11 protein-coding genes are annotated in these 17,658 nt (G+C 51.9%); 5 read left to right on the plus strand and 6 right to left on the minus strand.

All coding sequences use genetic code 11. The features are described 5' to 3' along the window. Positions 1-2: 2 nt before the first annotated feature. Positions 3-1,403, minus strand: a complete 1,401-nt coding sequence (locus ACO2Q8_RS00490) for a CotH kinase family protein (RefSeq protein ID WP_423342808.1) — start codon at positions 1,401-1,403, stop codon at positions 3-5. Positions 1,404-1,616: 213 nt separating this feature from the next. Here ACO2Q8_RS00490 and ACO2Q8_RS00495 point away from each other — a divergent pair, with 213 nt between their 5' ends. Next, the gene (locus ACO2Q8_RS00495; RefSeq protein ID WP_423342809.1) at positions 1,617-2,945 is read left to right on the plus strand and encodes an adenylate/guanylate cyclase domain-containing protein; all 1,329 of its coding nucleotides are present in this window, start codon (positions 1,617-1,619) and stop codon (positions 2,943-2,945) included. A 2-nt stretch (positions 2,946-2,947) separates the two neighbouring features. Here ACO2Q8_RS00495 and ACO2Q8_RS00500 read toward each other — a convergent pair whose 3' ends face one another. The 3 genes from ACO2Q8_RS00500 to ACO2Q8_RS00510 are packed head-to-tail and all read right to left on the minus strand — an operon-like array spanning position 2,948 to position 8,663. Beyond that, positions 2,948-6,589 carry a BamA/TamA family outer membrane protein gene (locus ACO2Q8_RS00500; protein WP_423342810.1) on the minus strand — a complete coding sequence of 1,214 codons (3,642 nt, stop codon included), beginning with the start codon at positions 6,587-6,589 and terminating at the stop codon, positions 2,948-2,950. A gap of 20 nt (positions 6,590-6,609) precedes the next feature. Then, on the minus strand, positions 6,610-7,446 hold the full coding sequence (locus tag ACO2Q8_RS00505; protein ID WP_423342811.1) for an SdiA-regulated domain-containing protein: 837 nt from the start codon (positions 7,444-7,446) through the stop codon (positions 6,610-6,612). A gap of 23 nt (positions 7,447-7,469) precedes the next feature. Next, positions 7,470-8,663 (minus strand): Pycsar system effector family protein, encoded by a 1,194-nt coding sequence (locus tag ACO2Q8_RS00510; protein WP_423342812.1) that lies wholly within the window; start codon positions 8,661-8,663, stop codon positions 7,470-7,472. Positions 8,664-8,897: 234 nt separating this feature from the next. On the opposite strand from ACO2Q8_RS00510, the gene ACO2Q8_RS00515 reads away from it, so the two are divergent. After that, positions 8,898-11,426: a DUF5686 family protein gene (locus ACO2Q8_RS00515; protein ID WP_423342813.1), complete on the plus strand. Its 2,529-nt coding sequence runs from the start codon at positions 8,898-8,900 to the stop codon at positions 11,424-11,426. Positions 11,427-11,515: 89 nt separating this feature from the next. On the opposite strand, the gene ACO2Q8_RS00520 is transcribed toward ACO2Q8_RS00515, so the two are convergent. Then, complete coding sequence (locus ACO2Q8_RS00520; RefSeq protein ID WP_423342814.1) at positions 11,516-11,950, minus strand: FKBP-type peptidyl-prolyl cis-trans isomerase; 435 nt, start codon at positions 11,948-11,950, stop codon at positions 11,516-11,518. 185 nt (positions 11,951-12,135) lie between these two features. Then, positions 12,136-13,608, minus strand: a complete 1,473-nt coding sequence (gene proS, locus ACO2Q8_RS00525; RefSeq protein ID WP_423342815.1) for a proline--tRNA ligase — start codon at positions 13,606-13,608, stop codon at positions 12,136-12,138. A gap of 188 nt (positions 13,609-13,796) precedes the next feature. Here proS and ACO2Q8_RS00530 point away from each other — a divergent pair, with 188 nt between their 5' ends. From ACO2Q8_RS00530 to ACO2Q8_RS00540, 3 genes are all read left to right on the plus strand, one after another. Then, positions 13,797-15,080 (plus strand): hypothetical protein, encoded by a 1,284-nt coding sequence (locus ACO2Q8_RS00530; RefSeq protein WP_423342816.1) that lies wholly within the window; start codon positions 13,797-13,799, stop codon positions 15,078-15,080. 219 nt (positions 15,081-15,299) lie between these two features. Further along, the gene (locus tag ACO2Q8_RS00535; protein WP_423342817.1) at positions 15,300-16,889 is read left to right on the plus strand and encodes a hypothetical protein; all 1,590 of its coding nucleotides are present in this window, start codon (positions 15,300-15,302) and stop codon (positions 16,887-16,889) included. A 209-nt stretch (positions 16,890-17,098) separates the two neighbouring features. Further along, positions 17,099-17,656, plus strand: a complete 558-nt coding sequence (locus ACO2Q8_RS00540) for an RNA polymerase sigma factor (RefSeq protein ID WP_423342818.1) — start codon at positions 17,099-17,101, stop codon at positions 17,654-17,656. Positions 17,657-17,658: the final 2 nt, after the last annotated feature.

Genomic DNA, 17,658 nt, shown 5'->3' on the forward strand with positions numbered 1-17,658 from the left:
CGCTAATTAACAAAATCATTAACCGCCTGAACCCGGGTGCTGACGTGCGATTTCAGCGAACTCAGCGCGCTGGTGAAACTGGCCGAGCTGCTCAGGTGCGTGTATTTGCCGCTTTCGGTGGCTTCCGGTCCAATGACGTAGGGCGAAATCAGGGTGTGGTATTTCGTAAACAGGGCGTCCATGTTAGCCGAGGTAAAGACCGATTGCCCAAAGGCCCTCACGTACTCTTTGTACCGGGCATAATAGACGGGGTCATCCGCAACGTAGCGCAACAAAGGCCAGCTCTGGGTTACTTCCGACATTGACAGCGAAACCGCCCGCATTCCAGCCATTCCGCCTGTGCTGCTGCTGGTCATTGACATGTTGTGATCCCACGGAATCCAGGTCAGCTTGCCCGTCGGCGAATTATAGAGGTAATAATTGTGGGCAATAGCCCCGTATGTATCCCAGTTGACGATGGTGTTATTGACAGCCAGGAACTTCAGGTAATGATCAACGTTGAAGGTATTTTCGAGGTTCGTCCGCCATTGCGCCGGATCGGAGGTCCGGTTTGAGGCATTCAGCGCCGTTATGAATGCTTGCACATCGGAATAATCGGCTTCGGTTTCATTGTTTTTCTTTTCAAACTCGCTTTGGGTAAACTGCCGGAAAGAGGACTCCGGTTTATAAATATTGCCCTGATCCTCGCCAAACTGATTTTCCACCATCGTGTCGTCGATCACTTCGACCATCGTGTACACGCCACAGTATTTTTGTCCTTCCCCAAAATCGATGTATACTTTGTAGAAAGCCGTTCGGGCGGCCGGAACGCCCGCCGAGCGAAAAATGTCGGCTACCACCTTTTCACGAATCAGGGAGTTGTCGCTATAACCCGGCGACATTGAGAGTTCTTTAAACCCGTAAAAGCGCTGGTTTTTTATCTCCGGATAGTCATCTTCAAACCGGTCAAAATGCAGTCGGAAGGGCAGTTTGTAAATTCCTGAACGCCAGGCCGACGACAAGCTGGAGTTGCCTTTCAGCCGAAAACCAACTTTTTCCCACACTTTCCCATTGAATTTAACCGGAACGGCCACATAGTCGGGATCCCCCGTTCCGAATTCGCCCGGCTGATTGCCTGCCCCCGGACGGCTCGATCCGCTACCCCCAAAATCGCTGCCAAATTTTTCCTGCATATCCGACCGTATGGCCGACCAGTCGGCGGCTGTCAGCGTAATCTCCAGCGTGTTGACCTGTTCCTGCGGAAAGACGACGGCATAATTCGGGTCAACGGTATTACTGTGCGTCTCTTCAGTCCAGTCGGAATTGGTCGAACCCGGTTCGACTTCCTCATCGATGGCCTTTTGCTGGCAGGCTCCCGTCGCGACAACCAGCGCGACGAATAGGATCAAGCGTGTTAGTCTCATGATTCTGTGCTCGTGTTCAGATGGATACTGATCCGTACGAGTGAATCTGCCGAAACGTTGCACACCAACTTTCTTGCGGGGATTTTTTTACACCCATTCTCTGGGGCTTCACACCCCTTCTTTGCCGATTCACGCCTGATTAGTACGCGCTTTCAACAAAAAAGAATTTATTTGCAGACACAATTGTCATGTAAGCATCCGAATCAAAACGCTATGACATTTATCTACCACAAACGCGAAAAGGCCGAAATCAGCCCGTATTTCAATCTGGCCTTTTCTCAGGAGAACCTCCGGCGCGAGCAACAGCGGTCCGGGTTGTTGGCTGCGGTTTTTGGAGCAGGTTTGGGAATTGCGGTGCTCATAAACGTTTTTATTTCCCAATCGACGCTCCTGCAACCGGCCCAGTACGAACTGATGCGGGATGTGTTTATCTTTCTGTCGTTCATGGCCGTTTATGAGCTAAACCTCTGGAACATGCTGCGAATTTGGCTGCGCAAGGGGTTCAGCATGCCGCAAATTGCCAAATTCCTCAACGCTACGTTTGAGATTTCAGCCATTACATTGCTGTTGTACGTCTTATCCGACAAATTTGATCACCCTATTCTGGTGATGCTTTCTCCCTTTGCGACGCTCTATTATTTTTTCATCATTCTGTCCACGGTTCGACTCAACTTCTGGATTTCCCTGTATACCGGGCTGATTGCGGGTCTTGAATTTTTTCTTCTGAGTCTTTATCTGCTGGAAGAGCCCACTACTGCCCACGACTCCGTCAGCCTTTATCTAAGTGTCCCTTTAGCGTATCTCACCAAGTCGTGCATTTTACTGCTGTGTGGGGTTTGTGCCGGATACGTCTCGCGGCAGATCCAGAAAAGCGTGCAAAGCTCGATTGAACGGAGCGAGATGCAGAATCAGTTGATCACGTTCTTTGGTCAACAGGTTTCGCCCGAGATTGCCGAGTTGATCATCAAGGAGAAAGGAATGCTGAAAAGCCAGCACATGAAGGTGAGCGTGCTGTTTCTGGATATTCGGAATTTCACCAAATTCGCCGATAAGCACACGGCCGACGAGGTAGTGGCGTATCAGAATTCGTTTTTCAAGATCATTGTCGAAATGGTCAACCGGCACGGCGGCATCGTCAATCAGTTTCTCGGCGATGGGTGCATGATTTCCTTCGGTGCCCCGATTCCGCTGGAAAATCCGGCCCAAAATGCCGTCAAAGCCGGATTGGAAATCCTGGCTGAGATAAAAAAAGCCGTTCTGGAAAACCGCATCATCCCCACCAGCGTCGGCATTGGCGTCCATGTTGGCGATGCCGTCATCGGGAACATCGGAACCGACACCCGGCAACAGTTTTCGATTACCGGCAACGTCGTCATTCTGGCCGCCCGGATTGAACAGTTGAACAAGGAATACGGGACCAACATGCTGATTTCGCAGGATGTCATCAATGAACTGGCCGATTATCCGGTTCCGACTGAGCAACTCGGCATCGTCGATGTGAAAGGTATGGAAGCAGGCGTTGAACTTTATAAATTATCCTGAACTCAGAACAGGAATCCTACCCGCACCATCGGCAAGTTTTCCTCTTCCGACATGGCGTATAAGAACGAAATAACCGCTTGCTTGTACGGACTGAGCCAGATGCCCCCGCCGTAGCCGTGGTGCCAAATTCGGGAGGTTTCGTTTTTGACCCAAACCCGGCCCACATCGTTAAAGCCCACTATTCCAAGGTATGCCGGGAAAAGATACGTCCGAATGCTGGCCACTTTCAGCCGCAGTTCAGTATTGTTGTACAGCATACTGCGCCCGGCAAACCGGGTCCGACGGTAACCGCGTAAGTTCGTTAGTCCGCCAAGGGTGTTGGCCTGGAAAAATTCAAAGTCCGTGAAATTGTGACCTCCCCCCACACGGGTAGCCAGCGTCAGCGTAGCCGGTAAGCGGAAGCTTGCGTAAAAAGCCAAATCCGACTGAAGCCGGGTCAGGTTTTTCGCAAAATCAGAAATACCGTTGTAAGCCCGCAACTCAGTCCGCCAGACCAAACCGCGCGCAGGCAGTACCTTATCATCCCGGTTATCGATCAGAAAACCGGCTTTCAACCCGGCATACCACCGCCGTTTGAACAAATTCTGTCCGTCGGGCAAGCTTTGAACATATTCGTTGATAAACCGACGCGAGTTTTCCTCGACTTCAATGCTTTCGACTGCCGGGCCATAATAAATCGTGGTATTGCCGACGTGATGTTGCAACAGGGCACTGAACGCAATGTTCTCAAACCGGGTCCGGTAATACGGGATGCCTTTCTTTTTATCAAAAACCGAATTGTTGCCCAGTCCAAAAAAGTTGGAAATGTAGTTCGGAGCCTGAATGTCGGCATCCAGCCGGAGGTCGGCTTTGCCGATCAAATCCGTAAATATGCCATCGTAGTTGAAATTGAAGGCATCCGTCGCGAAGGCATGGTTGGCCACAAACCGGTGTTGCTGAGCAAAGGGCTCTTTTCGAAAACCGTTCTTTCGAAAAAGCACACCGCCCCCCAGAAACAGGCCATCGTCGGGGTTATACTGCACCGAAACCTGCGGCAGCACCACATCATATTTAAACATCTTGCGGTCATAAGCATTCACCCGCGACTTACCCGATAACCGCAGCCGGGTTTCGTCGCCGGTTTCCGTGATGGTCTTTTTGGAATCATAGACGATGGTTTTCCGGAAAATCCCCGACACCCGCGAACTATCGACGATGCGATCCCGGCCTTTTCCTCCGATAATGCGCAGCAGGATGCTTTTATCGCTATGCCCCCGTACCACAAATTCGTCGTCGCCCCCCAACCCGTAGAGTCGAATCTCCTGCGTCTCGGCCGACCGAAACACCCGGCGATACAGCAGTTCGCCGTTTTCGCCTTCTTTCTTAAGCTTGTAAACGCTCACTACGAGTTGACCATCGGGCTGGCGTTCGGCCCAAAACCGTTCTTTCTTATCGCTGCCCGTCACATCGACGGTTTTGGCTAAAAAATGGTACAGCTCATCCGCATACCGGGGCAAGTCGGCCCGGCGGTTTTGCAGTTTGGCCCGAATGGTGGCTGCGGTTTCCTGATACGGGATGTCGGGTAGTTGTTTTAAGGCTTCGTTGATCACCGAATCGGTCACCTGAACCGCCAGCGAGCGGGCGGTTTCCAGCCACTCCTCCCGCGACGGTTCGGTTAGAAAGCTACGATCAAAATACCGGGCGTTGAAGGCCAGTCCGGGCACATCGCGAATCGTGTTGTTAAATCCCTGAAATTTCGGCATAGCCCACTTCCGGCTGACAATGCGCGGAATCAAGCCCATGTTGACAAAAAAGGCCTGGTCACGATCGCGCGGAATTGGCCGGAAAATCAATCCTTTATCAGCTTTGAAACTAGCCCAGCGCCATTGATCGTCGTGCCGGTCCCAGTCGCCGAGCCAAATATCAAACAATCGCGCCCGCAATACCGCCCGCTGATCGACCTGATTGTCGTTGTCGTCGGCCAGTTTGTTGAGCAATTTATCGGTGCTGTAAATCTTTTTCGTTCCGCCAAATTGGGAACTGTTTTCATAATTGCCATCGACCCGTTCCTCGAACAACGCCAGCGTCCGGGCAAACATCCGGCGGTAAGGCCCCAACAGGGAATCGTCAGGAACGATTACCAGCTTTGGATTGGTGTGAAAAATTCCGGCGGCATCGGCCAGACGCGGCACGACCAAAGCCGCATACGGGTGTGAAGCCGAAATCTGATCCTGCACCAAATCATTGACAAAACCGCTGCGGAGCGCTTTCGGAATGGCATTTTCGGCGTATTTCTCCACCGACCGCAGCACGTATTCCTTGCCGTCGTTGCCCAACAGCCGCAACGAGAACGTTTGCATTCCGCCCCCGCGCTGCAAGGGTTTCAGCCCACCGGCTTCGGTATGCAGGTTCAGGACCGGAACCGTTACCGGCGCTTTCCAGACGTTCCGGTAATTTTCCCCCAGCAGCATTTGATGGAACGGCGAGGCCTCGTACTGTGGACTTGCCAGGGTCGTTTGCGAAATCGGTTGAGCTTTGTAATCGTCAGTGATCTTCTGTTTAACGGGCAGCGTAAACGTCGTTTCAAATAGCAACCTTCCGGTTTCGACGGCGGCATCGGGGGCAAAAAAGCGGATTTGAGTCTGACCGTTTTCCAGAAAGTCCAGCCGGGCAAATCCTTTGGTCGACGACGCGAACAAGCTATTCCGGCCTTTTTTGACGGCTACCGATTTAGAACCGCTACCACTGGTCACATAGTATGTCGAATCGCGCAAAATCAGTTGTTCGTTGTGATCGTGCCCGTTGACGTAAATTACGTTCCGGTATTTTTTCAGCAGGGTAACAATCCCGTTGCGCATTAGTTTGTACTTCGGATGCTGAATATCCTGGATGTTTCCAAGCAAGGCCCGGTAAACCGGGTAGATCGACCCGAGACCCGGCAACGGCAAATACCAGTTCGGATTGATATCGGTCAGCGGAAACAAATGGTCCTTGAGCGTAAAATAGCCACCGTGTTCGCCGTGGCTGTACATTGGATGGTGTCCGGCCAGGACGACCTTCCGGTTTTGGTTCCGGGCCAGCACATCGTCGAGCAGAAGCAGAAACGAGGGCAGGTCTTTTGCTTCGCAATCCGACTCCTCTCCCGGTTTGTCCCACGGATGCAGCCACCATTGCGTATCGATCAGCACCAACGTCAGTTCCGGATTCAACGAGACTTCTACCGGTCCCGGACAGCCGTCCTGCGGGAAAAAAACATCATCCCGACCTAGTTCTGCGGCCACAAAACTGGCCTGGTTCCGGACGCGTTGCCAGCCTTCCCGGCGTCCCTGCTCCCAGTCGTGGTTGCCCGGAATCATGAACGTGCGGCCTTTGAAACCGGTCAGGATGGCAAGTTGATCCCGCAAGCGCTGCTCAGCTTCGGCGCGGTCGGAATGAGTCGAGTCCGGCAGCCCGCGCGGATACAGGTTATCGCCCAGAAAGATGAGACTACTGGTGGGTGCCGTGCTTTTCAATTGAGAATGAAGGGCTCTTAGCACGGCATCTTTGCCTTCGGGCTGGGGTTCACCAGCGTCACCGAGCAGAAAAACCGTATACGGTCTTGACTGTGCCCACAGCCAGGCAGGCGACAACAGCCAAAATAGCAATATCGGGTAAAGTTTTCTCATATACCTACTGTAAATCGGTTTTACGGCTGGTTCGCAAACTCCAGAATATAGCCAGCTTTTCCGGCCCCTTCACTGGCAATGTAGAGCGTGCCATCGGGGGCGAAGCAAATGCCCTCGGGTTGACGGAAGAGTTTCGAGTCCAGCGGTTCAGACGCGACAATGCGTCCTTTTCGGTTGACGATCACCAGCCTTTTCCCGACAGCCGTCAGGAAATAAAAGTCGCCGGTTTTGGGATGAACAGCTAGCCCCGACGGTTTGAATTTCCCGGCATCGATACCGGCTTCTTTCAGCGCACTTTCTTTAAGTGTTAGTCCTTTAAAGACCACTTTCGTTTTCAGGTCGTACATATAAACGACCTTCTCGTCTTTCTTGGCACCTTCTTTTACCGCAATCATCAGCCGGTCACTTTCCGGGTCGTAGGCCAGCCCTTCGACCTCCGTTTTGCCCGGCAAATCGGTCGGGATGCGGGCAATCTGCTTGGAGAACGGCTTGAAATGATACAGGTCGCCGTTGCTTTTCAAGGTGTAGATTTCGTTTTTCACCCACTCAATCCCCTCGTAATCACCATAATTGCCAAATACTGACGAATCGGCAATCTGCTTCCTGTTCAGGTCATAGATGTAGGCAACGGCAATTTCATCCTGCACACAGAGCAATTGATTGGATTTATAGTAAGCCAGACCCGACACTTCTTCCAGTTCGGCGGGCAGGGTAAACCGCCGGGCCGGACTATTCAGGTCGTACGGAACCGTCAGCCGTTCACCGGGTGTATCGTTTTGGGTCTCGTCCGTTTTTTTGGCGTTGCAAGCGCCCAGCAATCCAAGGAGAACAAGGCAATAGCATTGAATCGTCTGCATGGTATGGAAGTAAAAAGACGGCTTTAGCGAACCGGAAAGAAATAGGCCGCTACGCCAAAAGCCAGCACGGATGCTGCAAAACCGAACATAAAAATGGTGTAGGAAATTCGGAGCAGGTGGTATTTTTTCCCAAGAACCTTGCCGAGGAAATAAATATCACGGGTCATGCTGTTATAGAGAAAATCGGCGTCGTTCATCATTTCCCGCATGCCCCATTCGTAATCGGTCAGCTCCATTTTATGGAAATTCCCGAAAAACAGCAGGTTAGCCTGCTTCTGGTGAATATCTTCTTTCGAAAACCGCCCGCTGGTGATGGTAGGCCGGGTAGCCAGAATGGCAAAAATGGTTGCGAGCAGGCAACTGATCGTCAGCATGACGGTCGGAAGGATTAACTGGGGCCACTCCTCAAGCTTTCGGATCAGGATGCTGACGATGAGCGAAACGATGATCGTATTGACCGAAATCATGATATTGGCCTTATTATCGGCCATCGCGCTGAGCTGAAAGTGGTTTTGCGATGTTACTCGAAACATGGTTTCGATACCCCGATCCGGTCGTTTCTTTTTGGGCTCAGTGCTGGTCTGAACACTGTCCGTCGGTGTTGGCTCGCCATCTTCGGCTTCGAGTTCGGCCAGTTTCCGGCGCGCTTTCTTCAGATTTTTTTCTTTTTGGGGCGTCAAAACCGTCTTTCCATAGTCCGTAAAATAATGATGGTTTTCCATCAGCGCAATGGAGCCCTGCATCCATTTTTTCCGACTGATTTTTCCGGTGGTGTGTTTCATCTCCTGACGCATCAGCTCGCTTCGTTCAAAAAACAAGTCGGTGCTCAGGTGAAACATATCCGCATCACAAACCACCTCGGCCACTCGGCTGTGCGGTTTCTGGGGCAGCTTGGTTGCCAAAATCCCATCAACAACCGACTGAACCCGTTCAGGGCCAATCCCTAACGACTCCAGAAAGGGACGGGCAATTTCAACCCCAATTTCTTCGTGCTGCTGGCATTGGCGGGTGTATCCGATGTCGTGCAACCAGGCCGCCATCTGGGCTTCTTCCAATTCCTCCGGATTCAGATTTGCCTGTTTCCCAATTAGTCCGGCCGCTTCTACCACCTGGCGGGTGTGCTTCAAATCATGGTAAACAAACGTGTCGGGCAAAGCCTCCAGCAACGTTTCCGCGTATTCCCGCGTACGGTTAAGGGGTGATATGTCGGTGAGCATTTGATGGTTTCAGATCTACAAAAAAACAAGGTAAGAATTTGTGACAAAAAATGATTTATTTCGTCTAAGTCTTACGTATTTACGCCGTTATCAAAACGTTTAATAGGACTTTTCCGGTGATTCATCTAGATATTTTGGCGATTCATCTCCAATTAAACTAAATTCCATTACCTGGTAAACTCTGTTGACTACTTTTGTGTTAAGCGAGTGATACTCATACTCCACCATCAACGAATGAAGCACGTTCTACGAGGGCGGTTCGGTTTACTTCTGGTTATTCTGAATGCACTCATTTCACCGGTTTTTGCTCAGACCGTGTACAAAATCAGCGGCCGTATCACCGACGCGGCTACGGGCGAGGGTATTCCCTTCGTAAACGTTGCGGTTAAAGGAAAAACCTCAGGAACGACTTCCAACGAAAACGGAACCTATTCACTGACCACCACCCAAATCGGTGATTCACTGCTATTTTCCAGCCTGGGCTACCAAACCCGGGCGTACCGGCTTACGTCCGCTCCCGCTCAAACCATCAATGCATCCCTGCTGTCCTCGGCGACGAAATTGCAGGAAGTTCGGATTTACGCCAAAGGGGGTGATCCGGCCTACCGCATCATCCGGGAAACGATTCGCCGACGCGATCAGTTCGATCCGGACCAACTGACGGCATTTCAGTACGAAAGTTATTCAAAAGTAGAAGCTTACGTCAATAATTTTGCCAATCAGCGCAAGAAAGGACGCAAACCCGGCCCCGTCGGCCGCCTTTTGTCCAAATTACCGGCGATTTACGATAGTGAAGGAAAACCGGCGGTTCCGGTATACGTTTCGGAAACCTATTCGGAGTATTACCAAAAAACCAGCCCCCTCAAGACGAAAGAACGAATCCTGAAAAGCCGGGCGTCGGGTGTCGGCATCAGCGATGGCGGAGTTGCAGCCCAGCTTACCGGCTCCTCCTTCCAGCAATACAATTTTTACCGGAATTACATTAGCCTGCTTCGTAAAGACCTCCCTTCTCCGCTTGGGCAAGCCTGGCAGGCGATTTACACCTTCCGGTTGGTCGATACCGTCGATGTCGGCGGAACACTTTGCTATCAGATTGATTTTGAGCCGAAACGCTCGGCCGACCTGGCATTCGCCGGTACGGTCTGGATTGACACCACCCGCCTGGGGCTGGCGCAGATCGACGCCAAAATCGACCAGCGGGCCAACATTAATTTCGTCGATGAGATCCGGATCGAACAGGAATGGGAGGAACTGGACGACAGTACGCAGACCACCCGCGTACGATTCCCGGTTTTAACGCAGCTTTTGATCGATACGGACGAACCTACGCCCAACGCCCCCGGCGCGTTGGTCCGGTTTTACGTTGCAGCCCAGAACGTGCGGGTCAACCAGCCTAAAGAGCCTAAATTTTACGAACCGCCACTCGAACTGGCAGAAAACTACAGCGAAAAATCGCCGGCCTTCTGGCAAACCATCCGACCACAGGGGTTGAGTGCTACCGAGTTACGGGCCTTTGAAGTAGTCGATTCGGTTCGAAACGTTCCCTTTATGAAGGTGCTGGGGGAAATTGTAAACTTGACGGTTGTCGGCTATTATCCACTCGGCCCGATTCACCTCGATGTGGGGCCACTGCTGAATTCGTATGCGTTCAACAACGTGGAAGGACACCGGTTTCGGCTCGGGCTGCGGACCAACGCCGGTTTCAGTAAACGCTGGATTCTGGGCGGTTACCTGGCTTACGGTACCCGCGACGAGCAGTTTAAATACGGTATGAATGTCGATTATGTCGTTCGGAAAAAGCCTTATACTATTGCCGGGATTTCGAAAAGTTACGACATCGAACGCCTGGGGGCCTCTTCCGAAAACCTCGGCGGAAACACGCTTTTTGCGGCCTATACCCGATTCGGAACGCTCCGACGCCCGTACATGCAGGAACTTCAGAACACTTACATTCGGAGCGAACTTGGTAAGGGCATTACCCAGACCATCAGCCTGCGGAAGCGGTCCTTTGAGCCCCTGTTTCCGTTTGCCTACACGATCAATCAACCGGACCAGATCACAGCCAGTCAATATCGCACCACCGAGTTGGTCTTCGAAACCCGGTTTGCACCCGGCTCGCTGATGATCCAGAATAATAACGACCGGTTTAGTGTGGAGGGAAGCAACAACCCCGTGATTACATTCCGCTATCAGCTCGGACTGAAAAATGTGCTGCACGGCGACTTCAGCTACCACCGCTTTGCGTTGAACCTGAAACACTCGTTCCGAATGGGCGTGCTGGGCCGTACTCGCTACCAGATCAATGCGGGCTACATTCCGTCGACCATCCCGTATCCGCTCCTGTACATGCCGTTGGGAAACGAGACCTTTTTTCGGGTCGAGAATTCGTATAACCTGATGAATTTCTTTGAATTTGTGACCGACCGCTACGCTGGGGCTTTTGTCGAACACAACTTTGAAGGGTTGTTCTTTAACCGGATTCCGGCCATCCGTCGGTTGAAATGGCGGTTTTTGGGTACGGGAGCGATTTTGATGGGGGGCGTAAGCAACGCCAATACTGCCCTGATTCCGCCTACCAACGAAGCAGGCCAGCCGGTGCTGGGTTTTCAGTCGCTGGGTCGGGCACCCTATGTCGAAGTGGGTTATGGCATCGACAACATTTTCAAAATCTTTCGTGTCGATGCCATCCACCGGTTAACGTATCGAGACAACCCAAACATCTCGACGTTTGCCATCAAAGTATCCGCCTGGGTGAACCTGTAGTACCCACGGACTTTAGTCCGTGTTTTTTCTTGGCTATTCAAAATTTCTAGCTAAAAAACACGGACTAAAGTCCGTGGGTACGGGTACGATTAGGAATTGATCCCTACCAGTTCGATATCGAAAATTAACTCCTCGCCCGCCAGCGGATGATTGGCGTCGAGCGTCACCGAGGTTGCCGTTACATTCCGAACAATGACCGGAATGGCTTGTGGATTGCCATCCTGGTGCATATTGAGGGTCATGCCGATTTCCAGCTCAATGTCGTCGGGAATCAGCGAGCGATCAAATTCAAAAATCATATCCTGGCTCGACGGACCGTAGGCATCTTCGACCGGAATCCGGACGGTTTTGGCTTCGCCGATTTCCATGCCTTTCACGCCCTCATCAAAACCCCGGATCACCATACCGCTGCCTACCTGAAACTGGAGGGGCGACCGGCCACTGGACGAATCAAATACGGTTCCATCGTTTTTTCTGCCGGTGTAGTGCACCTGCACCGTATCCCCAGCTTTTGCTTGTGCCATAAAAAAATTGGTTGTGTGTGCCCAAAACTACCCAAACTCGCGGAAAGTCGTTCATCGAGGTGCGATTATTTGAGCCAACGTTCCCCATTTGGAGTTAAGAGTTAAGAGTTATGAGTTGGCTGACGCGTCCACAAGTCGCAGCGCAACTCTTAACTCTTAACTCTTAACTCTTAACTCTTATACTCTTAATAAGCTCTTGCGAAGATTACTCGCTGCTTTGAGGGTTTTCCGCTGTAGATGCAAACGCCCTCTTCCGGTTCCGTATCAAACGGAATGCAGCGGATGGTTGCTTTGGTTTCTTCCTTAATGGCGTCTTCGGTTTCGGAAGTACCATCCCAGTGGGCCAGCAGAAAACCGCCTTTTTCAAGTTGCTCCTTAAACTGGTCATAGGTATCGACCCGGAAGGTGTTTTCCTGCCGGAAGCGGTACGCTTTCTGGTAAATGTTTTGTTGAATCTCGTCGAGCAACGCCTGGATATGAGCCACCAGTCCGTCGACCGAAATGGTTTCTTTTGTTTTCAGATCCCGGCGTGCAATCTCCACGGTGTTATTTTCCAAATCCCGCATGCCCATGGCCAGCCGGACCGGAACGCCCCGGAGTTCGTACTCCGCAAATTTCCAGCCGGGCTTGTTGGCGTCGCTGGTGTCGTATTTGACGGAAATGCCGACTTTGCGAAGTTCTTTGATCAACGGGTTGATTTTCTCGGACAATTGCGCCAGTTGTTCGTCGTTCCGGAAAATCGGGACAATGACGACCTGGATCGGTGCCAGTTTCGGCGGTAGTACCAGCCCGTCGTCGTCGGAATGGGCCATAATCAACGCTCCCATAAGCCGCGTGCTGACACCCCAGGATGTACCCCAAACGTAGTCGAGTTGGTTATCTTTGGTTAAGAACTTCACATCAAAAGCTTTGGCGAAATTCTGACCCAAAAAGTGCGAGGTTCCGGCCTGAAGCGCTTTCCCGTCCTGCATCATGGCTTCAATGCAGAGCGTATCGTCAGCCCCGGCAAAACGCTCGTTCGGCGTTTTGGCCCCGCGTATAACCGGCAGCGCCATCCACTCCTCGGCGAAGGTTGCGTATACATCGAGCATTTGCCGGGTTTCCTGCTGTGCTTCTTCGGCTGTTGCGTGGGCGGTATGGCCCTCCTGCCAGAGAAACTCGGCCGTGCGCAGAAAAATCCGGGTCCGCATTTCCCAGCGCACGACGTTGGCCCATTGGTTGATCAGCAGCGGCAGGTCGCGGTACGACTGAATCCAGTTTTTGTACGTACTCCAGATCACGGTTTCCGAGGTGGGCCGTACGATCAATTCCTCTTCCAGTTTAGCTTCCGGATCAACGATGACCCCGGAACCATCCTCAGCATTTTTCAGGCGGTAATGCGTTACCACGGCACATTCCTTGGCAAACCCTTCTACGTGCGAAGCCTCTTTGCTGAGATACGATTTCGGGATAAACAACGGAAAATAGGCGTTGGTATGGCCGGTTTCTTTGAACATATCGTCCAATGCCCGCTGCATTTTTTCCCAGATTGAAAAGCCGTACGGCTTGATCACCATACAGCCCCGAACTGCCGAATTTTCGGCCAGATCAGCCCGTTTGATCAACTCGTTATACCACTCGGAATAATTCTCGGAACGCGAAGGAATTGCTTTTGCCATGTCTGACGGAAATATTTTATGAAGGCGATTAAACCTTCACCTAGAAATGTGGGTCTAATGTTTTGAGAAGCTTGCAAAGATAGGTTTTTATCCTATATTTGTAATCAAGCGGCCGAATTGTAATCATTTTGCCGGCTTCTGTGTTTTAGCTAGGATGGGTCCCTACAACCTTTTATCACCACAACACCATGAAAGTGCTACATACCTGGAAATACCTCACGTTACTGGCTGCGATCGGCTTTTGGGGCTGTAGCTCCAGTAAACAGACCGCCCAGAACGCGGGAGAGTATGATGACCTCTACGGGTCATCTTCCGACGCTCCGGTTTATGCCTCAACGGCCAAGGAGAAACGGCAGTTTGATCGTACAGCATCCCAGCGGTACGAAGAAAGCAAATTCAACGCCAACCCGGATTACAACGGTCAATCGGGACTGGCTGATGATGAATATTACAGCGAAGTATCGGCTCGTAAAGTAACGCGCGGTATTTCACCCGATCCGGGCTGGGATTCCGGCAACGCCTACAACAACGGTTTTGCCAACGGTTATAACATGGCCATGATGAACTCGACCTGGAACCGCTGGGGCTGGAACAGTCCATTCTACGGCGGTCTGAGCCTGGGTATCGGTCTGGGCATGTCGCCCTGGGGCTGGGGTGGTTTCAATAGCTGGCGCTATAGCTCCTTCTACGATCCGTTTTGGGGTGGAGCTTACGCGTATAGTCCCTTCTACGGCGGTGGCTTCTACGATCCGTTCTTCTCCCCCTTCGGTTACGGCTATGGATTCAACAGTTTCTATAACCCCTACTTCTACGGTGGTTATGGCGGTTTTGGTCGCCCGATAGTCGTTGTTAACAACTACGACAACATTGGAGCGAGTCGAAACGTCCGCTACGGTGCCCGCAGTGGAACCAGTCGCGACCGCTACAACAGCGATTTCGTCAACACACCCCGGACGTACAATAACAACAACGGTGGCCGTCGGTCGGCGGATGCAACTACCTCAAACAACGCCTATTACAGCCGTCCGAACAACACGAACAATGGGGTGGTCAACAGCAGCTCCTACGGAACGGGTCGTGCCAATAGCCGGGGGACGTATTACTACAACGAGTCAGGAAGCACCAGCAGCAGCAATGGCCGGGCGAATGCACTGACCCGTCCGTCGTCGGCACCCAGCTATTCGGCGCCAAGCACCGCCGATTATTATTCGGCTCCCCGGCAAAATAGCCGCGGAAGTTATACCGCACCGTCTGGAAATACTGGAGCCCGGTACAGCGCCCCGCAATACAGCGCTCCGCAGCGGACGTATCAGCAACCCAGCCGTTCGTTTGAAGCTCCGCAGCGCAGTTACAGCCCGCCTTCCCAACCGAGCTTCAGCTCACCCTCAAGCGGGGGCAGCCGGGGCGGTGGCGGTTCATCGATCGGCGGAGGTTCTTCCGGCGGAGGTGGCGGTTCACGCGGACCCCGTTAACGAATGCCGGATGATCATCTGAAAAAATAAAAAGCCCGTTGGTTCTTACAATCGACGGGCTTTTTCGTTGTATTATCGGGGCGAAGTACTGCTATACGCAAACTAAAAGGGATTTTTCAGGGTTTGTTTAAACCAAAGCCCCCTTACTTGCATCTATAGTTCGCTGGCTTAGTGGCAGGCAATTCCAACCCATGGTTTTCATTTTTAGCATACACTTTTATGAAAAATAGTCTTTGTCTTGCGGGGCTGCTCCTGTACGCAGGGGCCGCTTTTGGCCAGGGTGACATCTACGCTGGCGATGCCTTTCGGTATTCGGAAGTAACCCAAACCGGAACCGCCCGGATGCGGGGCCTCGGCGGAAATCACGCCAGTCTGGGCGGGGACGCCAGTTCAGTATTCGGAAATCCGGCCGGACTAGGTTTCTATAACCGGTCGGAGTTCAGCTTAAGCCCTTCTATCAACATCCTGAGTACCGACGCCCGCTACATTAATCAAACGCTTTCCGAAAGCAAAGTAAACCCCAACATTGCTCATTTTGGTCTAATTCTGGCCGGGAGCCGCCAGAACGACAACCGCCGTTGGCAGCGCACCGCCCTCGGAATCACCTACAACCGGCAGGCTAGTTTCACCAATCTGTTTTCCTTTCAGGGCCGAAACTCCGCCAGTTCAATTGTCGATTCCTACGTCGAAGATGCCAACAGCCGGGGCTTAACCGGAGAGCAAATGGATCAGCAGTATTTCCCGGCTCCCGACAACCAGGCCAACTTTACTTCGGCAGCTGCGTACCAGTTGTACCTGATCGATCCGGACCCGAGCCGACCGACCAGCTATAACCGGTTTGACGAAAGTCCGCTGTATCCGCAGAACCAGCGGTTTTTACCCACTGATCAACGCAATACGTTTTCGTCATCAGGAGCTACTTCCCAATGGACCATCGCCTATGCCGGGAATCTCGATAACAAATTTTACATTGGTGCCTCCCTGGGTCTGACCCGAATCCGGTATGATTTCGACAACGACTACCGCGAAAATTTTGTGGGCGGGCAAATCTTCCGCAGCGTCGGCCAAACCGACAATTTTACCGTAACCGGTAACGGAATCAACGTAGCGTTGGGTATCATCTACAAGATCGACCCCAGTCTACAGCTAGGCGTCACTGCCTCAACCCCTACCTTCTACTCGGTCAGGGAATCATTCACTTCCAGAGTTTTCACGGATGCGGTTAACATTCCGCGCGTTGAAAACGGGCAAACGGTTGGTTTTACACCGGATAACCAAAGCATTGACATCGTTCCGAACGACTTCGATTATTCGCTGACAAGCCCTTTCCGGGCTTCGGCCGGCTTTACCTACTTTTTGGGAGAAAGCAAGATCGGATTTATCACGGCTTCGGCCGATTATGTCGGTTACCAGGGCATGCGGACCACAACCGATGCCTATAGTTCCACGCAGGATAACAACGCGTTCAAAAACGATGTCAAGCAAAGCGTTCGGGGCACGTACAACAACGTGGTCAACTTCCGGGTCGGTGCCGAGATCCGGGCATCCCTGATGCGTTTCCGGGCCGGTGTTGCTTACCTCCCTGACCCTTACAAGGAAGCGTATCGTGACCTGGATCGTGCGAAGTTGCTGATCTCGGGCGGCCTTGGATTCCGTTCGGATCGTTTTTTTGCCGATGTAAGCGGCACCTACAATACGCTAAAATCGGCTTATAGTCCCTACGCAGTAAATGTTGTCAGTCAATCCCCTTCGGCCCAAATTGACAGTCAGATGATCAACATCACTCTTTCGACGGGTGTATTTTTTTAAAGCTTACCAACTTTCTTGAAACGTCCGGAGCTCGCTGATAATCAGCGAGCTCCGGACGTTTTTAACGAGTATTTTTACGGATTTCCAAAAATAGAAACCTGGCTCTCCTAACAATTTTATGTAAATCAGGTTAAATAGGGGTCATGGCTATTGATGGGTAGTTTCTACCAGCCCCCGATGGTCGCTCAACGTCGCAATCGATCAGCCATTTGAAAAAGCCATTTACTTCCGATGCCGAAATCGAGTTGATTGAAGGTTTAAAAGCGCACAGCCGTGTGGCCTTCAGTCATTTGTACGATCGGTATGCTGCAACTTTGCTCGGCGTTCTGAACCGGATTCTCAAAAACGAAGCGGAAGCCGAGGATTTACTCCAGGATACGTTTGTCAAAGTCTGGAAAAACATCCATCGCCACGACCCCTCGAAAGGCCGTTTGTTCACCTGGCTTCTGAATGTTACGCGCAATACCGCCTTCGATCACCTGCGTTCCCGCAAGAAAGCCGAACAGATCGAATTACCGGTGGATGATTACCTGCCCGGTCTGAGTACTACCCTCGATAACGTCGGGTACATCGGTTTCAGTGAGGTTGTTCATACGACGCTGGACCCGCGACATTGGCAAGTAATCGATCTACTTTATTTCCAGGGATACACCCAGCAAGAGGTGGCTCAGAAGCTCCAACTTCCCTTGGGAACGGTAAAGACCTGGACACGGCTAGCGCTGATTCAGTTACGCCGGGAGTTTTGCAGCGATCTCCGGGTGTTATAAGC

It is taken from the genome of Larkinella sp. VNQ87, from assembly GCF_049445795.1.
Classification (GTDB): Bacteria; Bacteroidota; Bacteroidia; order Cytophagales; family Spirosomataceae; genus Larkinella.

Bases quoted from the DNA above. Each gene is read 5' to 3' on its own strand.
- ACO2Q8_RS00490 (WP_423342808.1), bottom strand. From the start codon at position 1,403: ATGAGACTAACACGCTTGATCCTATTCGTCGCGCTGGTTGTCGCGACG.
- ACO2Q8_RS00495 (WP_423342809.1), top strand. From the start codon at position 1,617: ATGACATTTATCTACCACAAACGCGAAAAGGCCGAAATCAGCCCGTAT.
- ACO2Q8_RS00500 (WP_423342810.1), bottom strand. From the start codon at position 6,589: ATGAGAAAACTTTACCCGATATTGCTATTTTGGCTGTTGTCGCCTGCC.
- ACO2Q8_RS00505 (WP_423342811.1), bottom strand. From the start codon at position 7,446: ATGCAGACGATTCAATGCTATTGCCTTGTTCTCCTTGGATTGCTGGGC.
- ACO2Q8_RS00510 (WP_423342812.1), bottom strand. From the start codon at position 8,663: ATGCTCACCGACATATCACCCCTTAACCGTACGCGGGAATACGCGGAA.
- ACO2Q8_RS00515 (WP_423342813.1), top strand. From the start codon at position 8,898: ATGAAGCACGTTCTACGAGGGCGGTTCGGTTTACTTCTGGTTATTCTG.
- ACO2Q8_RS00520 (WP_423342814.1), bottom strand. From the start codon at position 11,950: ATGGCACAAGCAAAAGCTGGGGATACGGTGCAGGTGCACTACACCGGC.
- proS (WP_423342815.1), bottom strand. From the start codon at position 13,608: ATGGCAAAAGCAATTCCTTCGCGTTCCGAGAATTATTCCGAGTGGTAT.
- ACO2Q8_RS00530 (WP_423342816.1), top strand. From the start codon at position 13,797: ATGAAAGTGCTACATACCTGGAAATACCTCACGTTACTGGCTGCGATC.
- ACO2Q8_RS00535 (WP_423342817.1), top strand. From the start codon at position 15,300: ATGAAAAATAGTCTTTGTCTTGCGGGGCTGCTCCTGTACGCAGGGGCC.